The sequence below is a fragment of the Candidatus Binatia bacterium genome (assembly GCA_036563615.1).
Taxonomy (GTDB): domain Bacteria; phylum Desulfobacterota; class Binatia; order UBA12015; family UBA12015; genus DATCMB01.
Genome location: DATCMB010000018.1, coordinates 260566 through 277303, shown reverse-complemented (window position 1 = coordinate 277303; position 16738 = coordinate 260566). Strand labels below are relative to the sequence as shown.

The following is a 16738-nucleotide window of genomic DNA, read 5'->3' as shown; positions in this document are numbered from 1 at the left end:
CGGCCCTTCGGGGAAATCGTCAAAAATGTGCCGCCCGGAGCCGGCCGCGGCGCTCGGGTGCGCCCTCCGCACCCCGCCTTTCAAGGAGAAATCCCTAGAGTTTCGCGCCCTTTCCGAGGCGCGCGGCCGACGCACCACGTCGTGGCTTCGCACTTGCTATGCGGCGCATCCGCCGCGCCGTGCCGGTGGAGTCACGGCCAGGGGAAAGGAATCGCGTCATGCGCCAGGGGACCCTACCGACCAGTGCCCGAGCCCTTCCCGGCTTCATGGGGATGTTCGGCGATCATCCGAGCATGCGTAAGGTGTTCGACATCGTACGGCGCGTCGGCCCGTCCGATGTCCCGGTGCTGATCACGGGGGAGAGCGGCACCGGAAAGGAGCTCGTCGCTCGCGCTCTGCACAACGTGTCGAGCCGCGCGAGCCGCAGCTTCGTCCCCGTCCACTGTGGCGCGATCCCGGAGGAGCTCCTCGAGAGCGAGCTCTTCGGCCACGTCCGCGGCGCCTTCACCGGGGCGATCGCGTCGAGAACCGGCCGCTTCCAGCTCGCCCACCACGGCACGATCTTCCTCGACGAGATCGGGGAGATGAGCCCGCGCTTCCAGGTCAAGCTGCTGCGCGTCCTCGAGGACGGGACGTTCGACCCGGTCGGCAGCGCCGCGACCCGCTACGCCGACGTGCGCGTGATCGCGGCCACGCACCGCGACCTGCACGCCGGGGCACGCGAGGGAACGTTCCGCGAGGACCTGCTCTACCGGCTCGACGTCGTGCGCATCCACCTGCCGCCGCTGCGCGAGCGCCGCGAGGACATCCCCGTGATCGCCCGCCACTTCCTCGACCAGGTGGCCGCGCGCTGCCGCCAGCAGCCGGCCGAGCTCCTGCCGGAAACGGCGGACGCCCTGATGTCGTACGGCTGGCCGGGCAACGTCCGCGAGCTGCGCAACGTGCTCGAGCGCGCGGTCCTTCTGAGCGAGGAGCCCGGCGTGCTGCGTCCGAGCGACCTGCCCGCACCGATCGGCTCGGGCCGCGTCCTCGACGAAGGGGAGAGGAAGCCCGCACCGCTCGCGAGCCCGCAGCACCCGGCGTCCTCCGGCACCCAGATCCCCTGGGACTTCGGTCCCGAGGGCACCGACTTCTACCACGAGCTCGAGAGCTTCGAGCGCCGGATGATCGACCGCGCCCTGCAGCTCGCCCGCGGTAGCAAGCGCGAGGCCGCCCGGCTCCTGCAGGTCAACCGCACGACGCTGCTCGAGAAGCTGAAGCGCCGCGGCTGGTACGTGAGCAAGGACGCCACGGTCACGGCGCTCGGGGCGGCGCCCGCTCCCGCCCGCCCGGAGGAGGTGGGCCCCGAGCTGCCGCGCCCCGACGCCACCGCCCCGGTCCCGGCGATGCGCTGGCCCGGCGACGGCTGGCTCGACATGCGCCGGCCGGTCGCGCGCGCGGCCTATGCGCCGGCGGCTGCTCCCGTCCCGCAGCGCGCAAGCCAGATGCGCTGAGCGGCGCGGACCGGACGTCCGGACGTAAGGTTCCGACGGCTCGGTCCGTCGTTCTCTAGAGCCCACACGGACGGGAGGACGACTCGTGGTCCGTGGGGGCCGCGCTGAGCCCGGAGTTGTTGTAATGCGCAGCGCGAGTTGGTAGGAGTGGCGAGTCTTTTTTTGGGGGTTCTGCGGCCGGTCGGCCGCATGACGGGGCGTTCCCTGCGCAGAGAGGAGCTCGCGGCATGGCGTCGCGAGATCTTGAATCAGGGACTACTTGAAGCGAGGCAGGCACGAGTGAGCGTTCCTGCGGCTCGTGAGCTTTGCAGCGAGCGGGGAGAAAGGAGCTGATGAAGGTGATGCGCGAGAGGAGAATTCTGGCCGCCCTGGCGATGGCGAGCGCGTTCGTCCTCGGGACCGCCGGGACGAGTTCGGCGCAAATACTTCCTCTGGTCGAGGAGGACTTTTCCCACATCCAGCCGGCGGCGCAGCTGGTGATGCCGTTCGACGCGACGGAGGGTAAGGAGTCCTTCCTCATCGTCAGCAACATCGGTGGCACGTCGCCCGCCGGTGGTCCGCAGATCACGACCCACTGGACGTTCTGGTCGTCGAACTGCAACGAGCTGGCGAACTTCTCGATCTGTCTGACGCTGAACGACACGGTCGTGGTCGATCCGACCAACGCTCGTGCGATTGGCCCGGACAACAGCGAGTTCGGCCCGGTCATCAACCTCACCGGTCAGCGCGGCCTCGTCACCGTCACCGCGTACGAGACCAACAACGTCTGCGGTGACTTCTCGAGCACCGGCGCGCAGCTGATCGACAACGCGATCGTCGGCACGTTCACCTTCGCCGACACGAGCGTCGGCTACGCGTTCGGTAACGACGCGTTCGGCCTCGGCCTCGACGTGACCGGCACCCGCGTCGAGCTGCCGGAGTCGGGCATCGTCGACTCGTTCAACATCCAGACCTTCGACCCGACCTCGGTCGAGGCGAGCGTGGTCGTGCTCTCGCACCTGCGTGAGCAGCCGGTCGGCCAGGTCGAGCCGAGCAACGCCGCGATCCGCTTCGCGACGACCTTCTACGACATCAACGAGATCCCGACCTCGCTGCCCGACCAGACCGTGGGCTGCGTCAAGTTCACCACGGTGTCGAGCGAGCCGGGTGGCCCGGCTGGTCTGATCCCGGCGAACATCAACGTGACGACGTCGGGCATCATCCGCCTCGAGCCGGTCGCGGGCTTCACCCCGACCAGCTACCTGTACGGCATCATCGGCCAGGCGGTCGGTCCGTTCGGTGCGAGCTCGAGCACCAAGGTTCTGTACCAGGAGCCGTCGGCGTCGCGTGCGTTCGTCGACGCGCCGTCGACCCTGCTCGACTGATCGTCGACAGACGACGAGAGACGAAGGGCGCCCGGAGAAATCCGGGCGCCCTTTTTCGTTTCCGAAACCCGCCCCGCCTCTCCCGAGCCGCCGCGTCGCTCACCCCTCTCGCGCCTCCCGGCGCACGGGATGCAACCTTGCGCGCAGCGACCGTTTCTGTCGTTAGTCGAGACGTGAGCACACACGGCAAGCGTTTCGTGCGGATGGCTTTCGTTGCGCTGACGGCCGCCTGCCTGGCGACGCCGGCCTACGCCCAGCTCGGCCTGCCCGGCATGGGCAACCAGCGCTCGACCCGCCAGAGCAACCCCGGCTCGAGCGACGTCGACGAGGCCGCGAAGAACATGCGCGACGAGGACGCCGCGACCCGTCTCGAGGCCGTCAAGGCGCTCGCCACCTCGCAGGACAAGAAGGCGGTCGAGCACCTCATCGAGGCGACCGCCGACCTCGACCCGCGCGTCAAGCTCAAGGCGATCGACGCGCTGGGGACGCTGCGCGCCGCCGACGCGACACCGGTGCTCGTGCAGATGCTGTACATGCGCGAGAGCGAGCCGTGGCTCAAGCGGCGCGTGCTGGTGGCGCTCGGCAAGATCGGCGACATGCGCGCAGCGCGGCCGATCGCCGACTTCCTGGCGCGCGACACCGACGCCGAGACCCGCGGCACCGCGATCTTCGCGCTCGGCGAGATCGGCGATCCGAGCAGCGTCCCGCACCTGAAGACGATCGGCGAGACCACCACGGACGAGACGCTGCGCCGGCTCACCCGCGACGCGATCGCCAAGATCGAGCAGAAGCAGGTGAACCCGGAGGTCCTGGTCAAGGCGCTGCGGGACAACGAGGAAGACGCGCGGCCGGCGGCGGCGAGCGCCGCTGCGCCGCTTGCCTACTGAGGAGGTCGTGACGGTGCGCAATCGGTCTGGGCTTGGGGCGACGCAGAATCTCGCGCAGCCAGTGGCGCCGCCGGCTTCGGAACCAGCCCCGCGCACGACGCAGTCCGGCCTCCCGCTGAAGCCCGTCTACGGGCCCGAGGACGCGCAGGCGGCGCTCGGCGAGCCGGGCGAGTACCCGTTCCTGCGCGGTCCGTACAAGACGATGTACCTGAGCCGGCGCTGGACGATGCGCCAGTTCGCCGGCTTCGGCACGCCGGAGGACACCAACCAGCGCTTCCACTTCCTCCTGCGTCAAGGCCAAAATGGCCTCTCGACCGCCTTCGACATGCCCACCCTGATGGGCTACGACGCCGACCACCCGCGCTCGCGCGGCGAGGTCGGACGCGAGGGCGTCTCCGTGTCGACGATCGAGGACATGGAGCGCCTGTTCGACCGCATCCCGCTCGACGAAGTGACCACGTCGATGACGGTGAACTGCAGCGCGTCGGTGCTGCTCGCGATGTACCTGGCGATCGCCAAGCGGCGCGGCATCGCCTGGACCAAGCTCGGCGGCACGATCCAGAACGACATGCTGAAGGAGTTCATCGCGCAGAAGGAGTGGATCTCGCCGCCCGAGCCGTCGGTGCGGATCGTCGCCGACATGATCGAGTTCTGCGCGACGGAGGTGCCACGCTGGCACCCGGTGTCGATCAGCGGCTACCACATCCGCGAAGCGGGAGCGACGGCGGTGCAGGAGCTCGCCTTCACGCTCGCCGACGGCATCGCCTACGTCGCCGAGGTGCTGCGCCGCGGTCGGCTGAAGGCGGACGACTTCGGACACCGGCTGTCGTTCTTCTTCGACGTCCACAACGACTTCTTCGAGGAGATCGCGAAGCTCCGCGCCGCGCGTCGACTGTGGGCGAAGATCATGCGTGAGCGCTTCGGCGCGACGAAGGACGAGGCCTGCCGCCTGCGCATGCACGCGCAGACCGCGGGCGTCACGCTCACCGCGCAGCAGCCCCTGAACAACATCGTCCGCGTCACGCTGCAGGCGCTCGCCGCGGTGCTCGGCGGCGTGCAGTCGCTGCACACCAACTCCTTCGACGAGACGCTCGCGCTGCCGACCGAGGAATCGGTGATGGTCGCGCTGCGCACGCAGCAGATCATCGCCGAGGAGAGCGGTGTGGCGAACATCGTCGACCCGCTCGGCGGCAGCTACGCGCTCGAGGCGCTCACCGACTCGATCGAGAAGGCAGCCGCCGACTACATCGCGGAGATCGACCGCCGCGGCGGCATGGTGAAGGCGATCGAGCAGGGCTACCCGCAGCTCGAGATCGCCGAAGCGGCGTACCGCGACCAGCAGCGCTTCGACAGCGGCGAGCGCGTGATCGTCGGCGTGAACAAGTACACCGTGCCCGAGGAGCGGCCGGTCGACATCCTGCGCATCCCGCTCGAGGTCGAGGAGCGCCAGATCGATCGCGTGCGGCGCTTCAAGCAGTCGCGCGACCACGTCCGCGTCAAGGACGCTCTCAAGCGTGTCCGCGCGGCGGCGGAGTCCGACGACAACCTGATGCCGGTGCTCGTCAGCGCGGTGCAGGAAGGCTGCACGGTCGGCGAGATCTCGGACGTGTACCGGCAGGTGTTCGGCGAGTACCGCGACCCCGCGCACCTGTGAGAGTCGCCGCAATCCGCTCTTCGGCGACGGACGCGCGTCGCCGTCCGCGCGCTCGTGCGGTGCGCTTCGTCGCGCGCTTCGTCATGCTCGCTGCGACCGCCGGTACGCTCGCGCTGCTGCGCGCCGGCGGCGCGCACGCCGAGAGCGCGTCCACGGAGTGCAACGCGTACTTCCCGCTGCGTCCGGGCGCGCGCTGGGTCTACACCGAAGGCCAGCGCGGCTCACCCGCCAAGATGCAGCGCACGATCACCGTCAAGTCGTCGACGACGCACGACGGCGTCACCGATGCCGAGCTGATGCAGGAGGTGACGCTGCCCGGCGAGCCGGGCGTCGTCGCCGGGCAGGCGATCACCAAGGTGCGCTGCGATGCGAGCGGCGTGACGATGTGGGTCGACGGCTCGGCCGGCGTCGCTGGAGAGACGTCCGGCGTCATCAAGGCGAAGCTCCCCGGTCTACCGCCGGCGAAGGACCTCGTCCCGGGCTTCGCCTGGCGCGGCGAGAGCGAGGTCGAGACGATGGACGCGGGCACGCGCGTCGTGGCTTCGGGCACGCGCGGCAGCCGCGTCGAGGGGATCGAGAGCGTCACCGTACCGGCGGGCACGTTCCCGGAGGCATTGCGCGTCGCCTCGGTGCAGACGCTCACGCTGCGTCGCGGCGACGAAGCGCGCTACGCGAAGCAGCAGACCCTCGAGTGGTACGTGCGCGGCATTGGTCTCGTGAAGCGCGAAACCCGCACGAGCACCGGCTCCGACGCCGCCGCGAGCATCGAGGAGCTGCAGAGCTACTCCGGGCTCGAGACGCCCTAGCCGCGGGTCACGCGAGCGCGACGGTTCCCGCGCGCCCGTCGACTACGATCCGGTCGCCGGTCGAGAGCACGCGCGTCGCGTGCGCGACGTTGACCACCGCCGGGATGCCGAGCTCGCGCGCGACGATCGCGCCGTGCGACAGGAGCCCGCCCATCTCGAGGACGAGCGCGCTGCCGAGCGCGAGCAGCGAGGTCCAGCTCGGATCGGTCGACGCGGCGACGATCACCTCGCCCGCGCGCAGCGCGCGCAGGTCGTCGACCGAGCGCACGACGCGCGCCGGACCGACGGCGCGCCCCGGCGAGACGCCGAGCCCGGACAGCTCGCGCGCCGGCATCTCCGCAGGGACCGCGTCGGCGATCGCGCGCGGTCCCTCGTCGTCCGCACCGTGCAGCGTGGCGGGCACGATGGCGTCACGCAGCGTCTCGTACGCGGCGCGGCGCTCGGCGGCCTGCGCCGCGGTCACGGCGCCTTCGCGCAGCGCGGCCTGCAGCTCGTCCGCTTCGAGATAGAAGACGTCCTCGGGATCGTGCAGCGCGCCCCGCGCCGCGAGCCGCTCGCCCGATCGGAGCGCCAGCGAGCGCAGCGACGCGAGGAACAGGTCCGCGTGGTAGCGCATGTTCTCGCGCAGCGCGTAGTACTCCTGACACCAGTCGAGGCAGCGCTCGAAGACGAAGCGCCGCGCCGTGCCCCCGACGCCGCTGCCGATGCGCTCGGACGCACGCCGCAGCAGATCCTCGCGTCGCGCGCGGCGCGCCGCCGCGCTCTCGAGCGACTGCGCCTGCAGCAGCTTGTGCACCATCCCGATCACGACCGCCGGACGCTCGCGCCAGGTCGGGTAGGAGAGGTCACGACCGACCAGTCGATGGCCGTGCCGCTGGATCAGGTCGCGCACCGACGCGCCGAACGCGCCGAGCCCGCCGTCAAGCGCACGCCGCGCGACCTCCTCCGGGGTCTCCTCGATCGCGCGCACGAGCTGCGCGTCGCGGTCCGCGAGCGCCGCGCAGCGGACGAGGTGGTCGTGGATCGCGAACGTCCAGATGCCGTCGAGGCCGACCGTCAGCTCGGCGATCGACTCGGCGTACCCCGGTGCCCACCGTTCGAGCAGCTCGGAGGTCAGGTGGAAGAAGACGTACGCGTAGATCATCCCCCAGCTGACCGTCTCGAGGTAGCTCGCGAGGCAGCTCTGCACGTCGGCGATCGTCGCGGCGATGGCGGCGTCGGGGGCGTCGGGAGCGAGGTCGAGCCGCTCGAGCTCGGGCGCCACGCGACTCGCGGCGCTGCGGAAGACGGCGGCGCGCGACCACGGCATCCAGCCGCGCTCGCGCAGCGTCAGGTTGAGCAGGATCGACACGGTCTGCGGCGACCAGAGCCAGCGACCCTTGTCGCGCACGTCTGCACGCAGCTCCTCGGGCAGCAGCTCGAGCAGCCCCTCGCTGAGGAACACCGAGGGCACCTCGCTCATCACCTCGGCGACGAGCGTCGCGTTCACGTAGACGTGGCCGTGCGCGAGTCGGAACACCGGCCGCGTCGCGAGCTCCGGCAGCCCGGCGTTGGTGAGGCGTCGGCGCACCATGTGCTCCGCCATCTGATCGGCGAGCAAGGTGAAGGTGAGCGGCGTCACCGCGCCCGACCACAGCTCGTCGGCGATGCGTCTGCTCCAGATCGCCTGGCGCTCCACGCCCGTCCATTACCGCCGGCCGTCGACGGTCGCCACAGCGTCCTGCGCGGCGTCAAAACACACGACAACGCCTTGTCTGCATCGGAGGAGGCGAGTAACATCGGCTCGGACTTGCGGTGCTCGACCGGCCGCCAGACCGTAACGGGCCGCCTGCCGCGCGCCCCAAGTCTGAGCGGCTGCCCATGCCGACGGACAGAGAACAGACCCCTCGCAAGCTGGTCTATCTCCGGGACCACACGCCGAAGCCACGCGGCAGGGCAACCCGCATCGAGCGCAAGGTCGCTCCGTCGACGCATCCGGAGCTCGCCGGCGAAGCCGCTTGGCTCGGACGCTCGCTGCTCGCGGTCTCCGGCGGCATCGTCGTCTACTGGCTGCTGATGATCACGGGTGCAGTCCGGCCCGAGGGTCAGGCGGCGTGGAACTGGACGATGTCGCACTCGCTGCCGCACTTGTTCCTTGCGCTCGTCACCGCCTTCGCCGCTCGCCTGGTGCTCCGCTCGCAGAGCCGCGCGGCGCTGTTCGTCGCGCTCGCCGCGGGGGCGCTGATCGTGGTCGCCATCGAAGGGCTCGCGCACCACGTGGTGAGCGGCGACCTGTCGAAGATCTCGCTCGCGGTGCGAACCGATATCTTGACGCACGCGGCCATGCTGGCGATCGGCGTGTGGGCTGCCTCGTACGCGCTGCGCGTCGATCGTCGTCCACCGAACGCGTGAGCTTCGCGACGGCGCGGCACCTTCTTTTGTCCAAGGCCGCGCGTCGCGTATAGGTGAGGCATGGGACGCCCGGTGCTGCACGTGGTGAGCCACGGGCCGTACTGCCTCGACGGGGTCGCGGCCGCTGCGGCAGTGGCGCGCTTTCACGAGGGCGCCGACGTCCGGCCGGTCTTCGTCGCGAACGAGGAGGTCGACCGCGCGTTGCGCGAGGTCGACGCGAAGCCCGGCGAGCAGCTGTGGATCACCGACGTCTCGTGGACCGATCCCGAGACCGAGAAGCACCTGCGGCAGCTGATCGACGCCGGCGTCGAGGTGCACTGGTTCGATCACCACCGCACGGCGATCGATCGACTGCGCCACGGCGGCTACGACCTCCCCTTCAAGACCAAGGTCGTCACCGACGAGTACTCCGCGGCGAAGCTGGTGTACGACCACCTCGCGCGCACCGCCGAGGCGACGAACGGCGGCGGCACGTCGGTGCCGGAGAGGTTCCGCAAGTTCGCCCGCGTCGTCGAGATGGCGGACGACAACGACCGCTGGCTGCACCGCATTCCGGGATCGCACGAGCTCGGGCTCGTCCTGCGAGCGATGCTTCCCGGCGAGGCCTACCGCTCGCTGCTCGAGCTCGACGAGCGCGTGCTCGACACGCCCGAGATGGCGGCGGCGCGCAAGCGTCTCGGCGAGGAGCTCGCGCGCAACCGCCGCCTTGCCGAGGCGACGCGCGCCGAGCGCACCGTCGACGGCGTCAAGCTCGTCACGGCGCTGTGCGACGGCTACCCCGGCGAGGTCGCCGAGGACTGGGGCCGCGAGAGCCCGCGCACCGTGTTCTGCTTCTTCGACGTGCGCACCCAGGCGCTGTCGTTCCGCCGCTCGCGCGATCTCGACCTCGATCTGTCGAAGCTCGCCGAAGCCTGCGGCGGCGGCGGACACCCGCCCGCCGCGGGTGCGATGATTCCGGAGCTCCCGCGCGCCCTCGCCGAGGTCGTCGCAGACCGAATCGCGCCCGAGGTCGCGCGTCAAGTATCGTGAGGACGTCGTGATGGAAGGCGAGATTGCCCGGCTCGCACGACGCTATGGACGCCCCCGCTGGACGGTCCACGACCTTCCCTCCTTCCGTCGCTCGCCGATCAACCGCAGCCGCACGGCCGAGGTCGCGATGGCGATCCGGCGACGCAACGGCCTCTACCTGCTGCAGACCAAGGACCGCTACCCGAGCCAGACTTTTCGCTTGCCGACCGGCGGCATCATGCGCGGCGAAGGGATCGAGCACGCGCTGCTGCGCGAGACCGAGGAAGAGACCGGACTCGACGTCGAGGTGAGCCGCTTCGTCGCGGTGCTGAACTACCGATCCGCCGAAACGCGGCAGACGTTCGCGACCTACCTCTTCCTGCTCGAGGAGCAGGGCGGCGTCCTGGCGCCGCGCGATCCGAAGGAAGGCATCACCGGCTGGCTCGAGGCCGACCTGCACGGGCTCGGCGACGCAGCCCAGCGGCTGCGCTCGTGCACCGGATCGTGGCGCAGCTGGGGCGAGTTCCGCGCGCTGGTCATCGACGCGCTGAGCGAGGCGCTGCGCACCTGAGCGTCGCGGTCGCGTGCCGCGGCCGCGTGGAGCCTCGATCGAGCGCGGCGCGGTCGCGTCGGAGCGCTCGCGCGCGCGGCGTCGATGAGCTTCGAGCGCCACGGCGCGCCACGCCGAAGCGTCAGACCGAGCAGCCCGAGGCCGCGCCGCCGACGTCAAGCGACATCGCGCGCCGGAGCCTTCGGCGCGACGCGCTCGACGTCGCGGATCCGCGCCTCGTCGAGCGCCTGGCGCAGCTTCTCGCCCTCGAGCGTCTCCTCGCGCTCGAGCGTGCGTGCGAGGTGAATGAGCCCCTCGCGACGCTCCGAGAGCAGCTGGCGCGCGGTCGCGTGCGCGCCGCGAACGAGCGCCGCGACCTCGGCGTCGATCGCTTCGTTGGTCGCCTCGCTCGCCGCCTGCGGACGGCCGAGCAGCGACTCGCCGAGGAACAGCGACTCGCGCCGTCCATAGCTCAGCGGCCCGAGCCGCTCGCTCATGCCGAACAGGCAGACCATCTGACGCGCGAGCTGCGAGGCGCGCTCGAGGTCGTCCTGCGCGCCCGTGCTGACGTCGCCGAAGATCAGCTCCTCGGCGACGCGTCCGCCGAGCATCACCGCGAGCCGGTCCATCAGCTCGCTGCGCCGCATGAGCACGCGGTCCTCGGTCGGCAGCTGCATGGTGAAGCCGAGCGCGCCGATCGAGCGCGGGATGATCGTGATCTTCGTCACCGGATCGCAGTGCGGCAGCAGCGACGCGACCAGCGCGTGACCCGACTCGTGGTACGCGACCAGCGCGCGGTCCTCCGGACGCAGCACGCGGCTACGCCGCTCGAGACCCGTCATCAGGCGATCGGCGGCGAGGAGGAAGTGCTCCGTTTCGACCGCGTCGGCGCCGCGCTGCGCCGCGAGCAGCGCCGCCTCGTTCACCAGGTTCGCGAGGTCGGCGCCCGACAGCCCGGGCGTGCGCGCCGCGAGATCGTCGACGTCGACGTTCGGCGCGGCCTTCACGTTCTTGAGGTGGACCTGGAGGATCTTCGCGCGTCCCGCACGGTCGGGCAGCTCGACGATGATCCGCCGGTCGAAGCGCCCGGCGCGCAGCAGCGCGGGATCGAGCACCTCGGGACGGTTCGTCGCCGCGAGCAGCACGACGCCCTTCGACGCGTCGAAGCCGTCCATCTCGACCAGCAGCTGGTTGAGCGTCTGCTCCTGCTCGTCGTGTCGGCCCATCTGCAGACCGGCGCCCGCGCGCGACTTCCCGACGGCGTCGAGCTCGTCGATGAAGACGATGCACGGCGCCTTCGCCTTGGCCTGCTCGAAGAGGTCGCGCACGCGGGCCGCGCCGAGCCCGACGAACATCTCGATGAACTCCGAGCCGCTGATCGAGAAGAACGGAACGCCGGCCTCGCCCGCGATCGCGCGCGCGAGCAGCGTCTTGCCGGTACCCGGGGGACCGACGAGCAGCACGCCCTTCGGAATGCGGCCGCCGAGACGCTGGAAGCGCTGCGGATTGCGCAGGAAGGAGACCAGCGCCTCGAGCTCGGCCTTCGCTTCGTCGATCCCGGCGACGTCGCTGAAGCGCGCCTGGACGTCGTTCTCGCCGTAGATTTTCGCCTTGTTGCGGCCGAAGGAGAGCGCGCCCGCCGCACCGCCCGGCCCCATCCGCCGCGCGATCAGGTTCCACATCAGCATGATGAGCGCGAACGGCAGCAGCCAGCCGAGGAGCAGCGTGCGCCAGAAGTTGTCCGCGATCTCGCCGGAGAACGTGACGTCGTGCTCGGTCAGGACCTTCACCAGCGACGTCAGATCGAGGCCGGGCGGACGCGTCGCGACGAAGGTCGGGCGCTGGTCGGAGAGGCTGCCCACGACGCCGCGCGACTTCTCGATCTGCCTTTCGAGCTCGGGATCGATCTTGGCGTCCGGACGAAGCTGGAAGCGGACCTCGTCGGTGGTGATCAGCGCCCGCTCGATCTGGTTCGCGTTCGCCAGGCGCTGCAGCTCGCTGTAGCTCACCTCGACCGGACGCGGCGCCACGAAGATCGTCTGCGCGAGCAGCACGAGCAGCAGCGCCGCGGGGAGGTACCACAGCGAGAACTTGACGTTCTTCATCGTTTCACGATGCGCACGTACCACCCGTGTCGGGAAGATCCGCACGCGACGGGATGGCCGGTTTTCTCGCGGCGAACGGTGCGCGGGAAGGCGCACGGAACGGACCCGAGGCCGGATGGAGGGCGCTCGAATTCAACTTAAGGGCAGGGCCGTCCGTGTCAACGCGAAACGTCAACGCGGGACCAGCGTCTGCCAGAGGCCGGTGAGACGCGCGCGCAGGTCGTCGATCGAGCCGTCGTTGTCGATCACCACGTCGGCGGCCGCACGGCGCTCGGCGTCCGACATCTGCTTCGCCATGCGCGCGGCGGCCTCCTCTTCCGCCATGCCGCGCTGCGCAGCGAGCCGCTCGACCACGTCGTCGCGCCGCGCGCAGATGACCCACACCTGGTCGACCAGCGACCGCCAGCCCGCTTCGAGCAGGATCGCGGCTTCGACGACCACCGCGCGGACGCGTCCTTCCTCGCGGGCGCGCTCGATGCGGCGCTCGATCTCGGCGCGGATCAAGGGGTGCACGATCGCGTTCAAGCGCGCGAGCTTCGCGCTGTCGGCGAACACGATCGAGCCCAGGCGCTTGCGGTCGATGCGGCCGTCGGGGCCGACGACCTCGGGACCGAACTCGGCGACGATCGCGTCGAAGCCGGGCTTGCCGGGCTCGTACACCTCGTGCCCGATCAGGTCGGCGTTGATCACCTCGGCGCCGAGCTCGGCGAGGATCGCCGCCGCCGTGCTCTTGCCGGAGCCGATGCCACCGACCAGGCCGATGACGAGCATGCTTTCCTGTCTGGCAACCCCTCGCCGCAGGCGCAAGCGAAGCGGGGAACGTTCGCGCGGGCGCCGCCGCTGAGCCTACGGCGTCAGGCGCTCGAGCATGCGCGGGAACGGGATCGTCTCGCGCACGTGGTGCAGGCCGCACAGCCAGGCGACCATGCGCTCGATGCCCATGCCGAAGCCCGCGTGCGGCACCGAGCCGTAGCGTCGCAGGTCGAGGTACCAGGAGAAGGCGGACGCGGGCAGGCCGTGCTCCGCGATCTTGCGCTCGAGCGTCGCGAGATCGTCCTCGCGCTGGCCGCCGCCGATGATCTCGCCGTAGCCCTCCGGCGCGAGCACGTCGACGCACAGGGCGAGGCGCGGATCCGCGGGATCGGTCTTCATGTAGAAGGCCTTGCACGCGGCCGGGTAGCGGTGGACGAGCACCGGACGGTCGAACTGGCGCGCGAGCTCGGTCTCCTCGTCGCCGCCGAAGTCGTCGCCCCACTCGATCGGCTTGCCGGCCGCGCGCAGACGCTCGACCGCCTCGTCGTAGGTGATGCGCGGGAACGGCTTCTGCACGCGCTCGAGCGCCGTGACGTCGCGCTCGAGCGTCGCGAGGTCCTCGCGCCGCTCCTCGACGACGCGCCCCACGACCTCGACCAGGAAGTCCTCGGCGAGGTCCATGTCGCCTTCGAGATCGAGCCACGCGACCTCCGGCTCGACCATCCAAAATTCGGTGAGGTGGCGGCGCGTCTTCGACTTCTCGGCGCGGAACGTGGGGCCGAAGCAGTACACCTTGCCGAGCGCCATCGCGCCGGCCTCGAGGTAGAGCTGCCCGCTCTGCGTCAAGTATGCGGGCTCGCCGAAGTAGTCGACCTGGAAGAGCGTCGTCGTGCCCTCGCAGGCGGCCGGCGTGAAGATCGGCGCGTCGAGCAGCGTGAAGCCGCGGCTGTCGAAGTAGTCCCGGCAGGCGCGCTCGACGCTCGCCCGCACGCGCAGGATCGCGTTCTGCCGCGGCGAGCGGATCCAGAGATGACGGTGATCGAGGAGAAACGCCGTGCCGTGCTCCTTGGGCGCGATCGGGTAGTCCTGCGCGACCGACACGACCCGCACGTCGCGCACGGCGATCTCGTAGCCGCCAGGCGCCCGCGCGTCGGGGCGCACCTCGCCGTCGACGATCAGCGACGACTCCTGCGGCAGACGCTCCGCGGCCTCGAAGACCTCGGGCGGGACGTCCGGCTTGAACAACGTGCACTGGATGACGCCGGTGCCGTCGCGGACCTGCAGGAAGAGCAGCTTGCCGCTCGAGCGACGGCCGCGGAGCCAGCCCCGCAGCGTCACCACCTGGCCCGCGTGGGCGCCGATGCCCGCGACGTTGACGATGGGGAGGGACGACGACGGCGCGCGGTCCGACATGCTGCGGCTTTAGGCAGCGGGCCTCGGTGGCGCAATGCGTAAGGACCCGTGCGGCAAGTCCGCGACCGCCACCGACCGAACGCTCCGGAGGCCCCGACGCGCGGTCGGAGCGGACGTCTCGAGGCTTCGGGAGGCCGGGTTGACTCCCCGTACCCGGTCCCCTACTAAATCATACTAGCCAGGTCTGATTAGTCGTTGTCTGCCCGCAGCGAGCCGACCCGGCTCTCACCCGGAGACGAGATGAGCATTCCGAAGCGGATCTACATGGATTACCACGCGACGACGCCGATGGACCCCCGGGTCCTCGAGGCGATGTTGCCCTACTTCCGCGAGCACTTCGGCAACGCCGCGAGCCGCAACCACTCCTTCGGCTGGGAGGCGGAGTCGGCGGTCGACCGTGCCCGCGAGCAGGTCGCCGACGTCATCGGTGGCAAGGCCAAGGAGATCATCTTCCTCTCGGGCGCGACCGAATCCGACAACCTCGCCATCAAGGGCATCGTCGAGTTCTACAAGGACAAGGGCAACCACATCATCACCGCCGCGACCGAGCACAAGGCGGTGCTCGACACCTGCAAGGCGCTCGAGCGCAAGAAGATCGCCCAGGTGACCTACCTGCCGGTCGACCGCGAAGGCCGCGTCCACCCCGAGCAGGTCCGCGAGGCGATCACCGACAAGACGATCCTGATCTCGATCATGGTCGCGAACAACGAGATCGGGACGATCCAGCCGATCGCGGAGATCGGCCGCATCGCGAAGGAGAAGGGCATCCTCTTCCACACCGACGCCACGCAGGGCTTCGGCAAGCTGCCGCTCAACGTCGACGAGCTCGGCGTCGACCTGCTCTCCGGCACCGCCCACAAGATCTACGGCCCCAAGGGCTGCGGCTTCCTCTGGGTGCGCTCGAAGGGCCCCCGCGTGCGCTTGACGGCGCAGATCGACGGCGGCGGTCACGAGCGCGGCATGCGCTCCGGGACGCTCAACGTGCCGGGCATCGTGGGCCTCGGTGAGGCGGCGCAGATCGCCAAGGCCGAGATGGCGACCGAGTCGGCGCGTGTCGGCGCGCTGCGCGACCGCCTGCACAAGCTGATCACCGACGAGCTCGACGAGGTCTACCTGAACGGACACCCGGTCCACCGCCTGCCCGGGAACCTGAATCTGAGCTTCGCCTACATCGAGGGCGAGTCGATGCTGATGGGCCTCAACGGCTCGGCCCACGCCGACCTGCCGGCGATCGCGGTTTCCTCGGGCTCGGCCTGCACCTCGGCGACGCTCGAGCCGTCATACGTCTTGAAGGCGCTCGGGGTCGGCGACGAGCTCGCGCACACCTCGATCCGCTTCGGCCTCGGCCGCTTCAACACCGAGGAGGAGGTCGATTACGTCGCACAGCGCGTGATCGCCGAGGTCAAGCGCCTGCGCGAGCTGTCACCGCTCTACGAGATGGCGAAGGAAGGCATCGACCTGAAGAATTACTTCGCGGGCGCTCAGCACTGAGCGGCTGCGGGACGGAGACGAAGAGAAAATGGCCGAGTACAGCCCGAAGGTCATCGACCACTACAGCAACCCGCGCAACGTCGGCTCGTTCCCCAAGGACGAGGAGAACGTCGGCACGGGCATCGTCGGCGCACCGGAGTGCGGCGACGTGATGAAGCTGCAGCTCAAGATCAACGACGAGGGCATCGTCGAGGACGCGCGCTTCAAGACGTTCGGCTGCGGCAGCGCGATCGCCAGCTCGAGCTACGTGACCGAGCTCGTGAAGGGCAAGTCCGTCGAGGAGGTCGCGAAGATCAAGAACTCCGTGATCGTCGAGGAGCTGTCGCTGCCGCCCGTCAAGATCCACTGTTCGGTCCTCGCCGAGGACGCGATCAAGGCAGCCATCAAGGACTGGCAGGAGCGGAAGGCCGCGGCCAAGTCCAGCGCCGGCAAGGACCCTGCGGCCGCCTGATCAGCATCCCGATTCGTCGACGAGGAACGCACGCACGATGGCAGCAACGGGCATCACGATGACAGACGCCGCGGTTCAGAAGATCCTCTCGCTGGTTCCAGAGGACCAGCGTGCAGAGCGTGGACTGCGCGTCAAGGTCGTCGGCGGCGGCTGCTCGGGTCTCTCCTACAAGATGGACCTCGACCAGAAGCGCGACGGCGACCGCGTGTTCGAGCGCGACGGTGCCCGGATCATCGTCGATCGCAAGAGCTACCTGTACTTGAACGGCACCGAGCTCGACTACGCCGACGACCTGATGCACGCTGGCTTCAACCTGCGGAATCCCAACGTCAAGCGAACCTGCGGCTGCGGGGCGTCGTTCGGAGTTTGACG

The 16738-nt window shown here is 70.0% G+C and carries 15 protein-coding genes; 11 read left to right on the top strand and 4 right to left on the bottom strand.

The annotated features are described in order from the left end of the window. Positions 1 to 218 precede the first annotated feature (218 nt). The 5 genes from VIS07_15315 (at position 219) to VIS07_15295 (ending at position 6204) form a co-directional block, all read left to right on the top strand. Positions 219 to 1493, top strand: coding sequence for a sigma-54 dependent transcriptional regulator (locus tag VIS07_15315; GenBank protein ID HEY8516877.1), 1275 nt, complete (start codon positions 219 to 221; stop codon positions 1491 to 1493). A 332-nt stretch (positions 1494 to 1825) separates the two neighbouring features. Next, entirely contained in the window at positions 1826 to 2857 is a 1032-nt protein-coding gene (locus tag VIS07_15310; GenBank protein HEY8516876.1) for a hypothetical protein, read from the top strand. 203 nt (positions 2858 to 3060) lie between these two features. Continuing rightward, positions 3061 to 3744, top strand: coding sequence for a HEAT repeat domain-containing protein (locus VIS07_15305; protein HEY8516875.1), 684 nt, complete (start codon positions 3061 to 3063; stop codon positions 3742 to 3744). A gap of 13 nt (positions 3745 to 3757) precedes the next feature. Beyond that, positions 3758 to 5398, top strand: a complete 1641-nt coding sequence (locus VIS07_15300; GenBank protein ID HEY8516874.1) for a methylmalonyl-CoA mutase family protein — start codon at positions 3758 to 3760, stop codon at positions 5396 to 5398. 59 nt (positions 5399 to 5457) lie between these two features. Beyond that, positions 5458 to 6204, top strand: a complete 747-nt coding sequence (locus VIS07_15295; GenBank protein HEY8516873.1) for a hypothetical protein — start codon at positions 5458 to 5460, stop codon at positions 6202 to 6204. Between the two features lie 7 nt (positions 6205 to 6211). Here VIS07_15295 and VIS07_15290 read toward each other — a convergent pair whose 3' ends face one another. After that, positions 6212 to 7882 (bottom strand): PEP-utilizing enzyme, encoded by a 1671-nt coding sequence (locus VIS07_15290; protein ID HEY8516872.1) that lies wholly within the window; start codon positions 7880 to 7882, stop codon positions 6212 to 6214. Between the two features lie 116 nt (positions 7883 to 7998). Between VIS07_15290 and VIS07_15285 the strand changes: the two genes are divergently transcribed. Genes VIS07_15285 through VIS07_15275 form a run of 3 tightly spaced genes read left to right on the top strand, consistent with a single transcriptional unit; the run spans position 7999 to position 10174 of the window. Further along, on the top strand, positions 7999 to 8595 hold the full coding sequence (locus tag VIS07_15285; protein HEY8516871.1) for a hypothetical protein: 597 nt from the start codon (positions 7999 to 8001) through the stop codon (positions 8593 to 8595). Positions 8596 to 8655: 60 nt separating this feature from the next. After that, positions 8656 to 9624 carry a DHHA1 domain-containing protein gene (locus VIS07_15280; GenBank protein HEY8516870.1) on the top strand — a complete coding sequence of 323 codons (969 nt, stop codon included), beginning with the start codon at positions 8656 to 8658 and terminating at the stop codon, positions 9622 to 9624. 10 nt (positions 9625 to 9634) lie between these two features. Beyond that, positions 9635 to 10174, top strand: a complete 540-nt coding sequence (locus VIS07_15275; GenBank protein HEY8516869.1) for an NUDIX hydrolase — start codon at positions 9635 to 9637, stop codon at positions 10172 to 10174. A 155-nt stretch (positions 10175 to 10329) separates the two neighbouring features. Here the strand turns inward: VIS07_15275 and ftsH are convergent, their stop codons facing one another. The 3 genes from ftsH to asnS form a co-directional block, all read right to left on the bottom strand. Further along, on the bottom strand, positions 10330 to 12258 hold the full coding sequence (gene ftsH, locus VIS07_15270; GenBank protein HEY8516868.1) for an ATP-dependent zinc metalloprotease FtsH: 1929 nt from the start codon (positions 12256 to 12258) through the stop codon (positions 10330 to 10332). A 171-nt stretch (positions 12259 to 12429) separates the two neighbouring features. Further along, positions 12430 to 13029, bottom strand: coding sequence for a dephospho-CoA kinase (gene coaE / locus VIS07_15265; GenBank protein HEY8516867.1), 600 nt, complete (start codon positions 13027 to 13029; stop codon positions 12430 to 12432). A 75-nt stretch (positions 13030 to 13104) separates the two neighbouring features. Then, positions 13105 to 14424, bottom strand: a complete 1320-nt coding sequence (gene asnS / locus VIS07_15260) for an asparagine--tRNA ligase (GenBank protein HEY8516866.1) — start codon at positions 14422 to 14424, stop codon at positions 13105 to 13107. A gap of 240 nt (positions 14425 to 14664) precedes the next feature. Here asnS and VIS07_15255 point away from each other — a divergent pair, with 240 nt between their 5' ends. Genes VIS07_15255 through VIS07_15245 form a run of 3 tightly spaced genes read left to right on the top strand, consistent with a single transcriptional unit; the run spans position 14665 to position 16736 of the window. Next, positions 14665 to 15915: an IscS subfamily cysteine desulfurase gene (locus VIS07_15255; protein ID HEY8516865.1), complete on the top strand. Its 1251-nt coding sequence runs from the start codon at positions 14665 to 14667 to the stop codon at positions 15913 to 15915. A gap of 28 nt (positions 15916 to 15943) precedes the next feature. After that, complete coding sequence (gene iscU, locus VIS07_15250; protein HEY8516864.1) at positions 15944 to 16366, top strand: Fe-S cluster assembly scaffold IscU; 423 nt, start codon at positions 15944 to 15946, stop codon at positions 16364 to 16366. Between the two features lie 37 nt (positions 16367 to 16403). Beyond that, a complete protein-coding gene (locus tag VIS07_15245) occupies positions 16404 to 16736 on the top strand; it encodes an iron-sulfur cluster assembly accessory protein (protein ID HEY8516863.1) in 333 nt (110 codons plus the stop codon). Positions 16737 to 16738 lie beyond the last annotated feature (2 nt).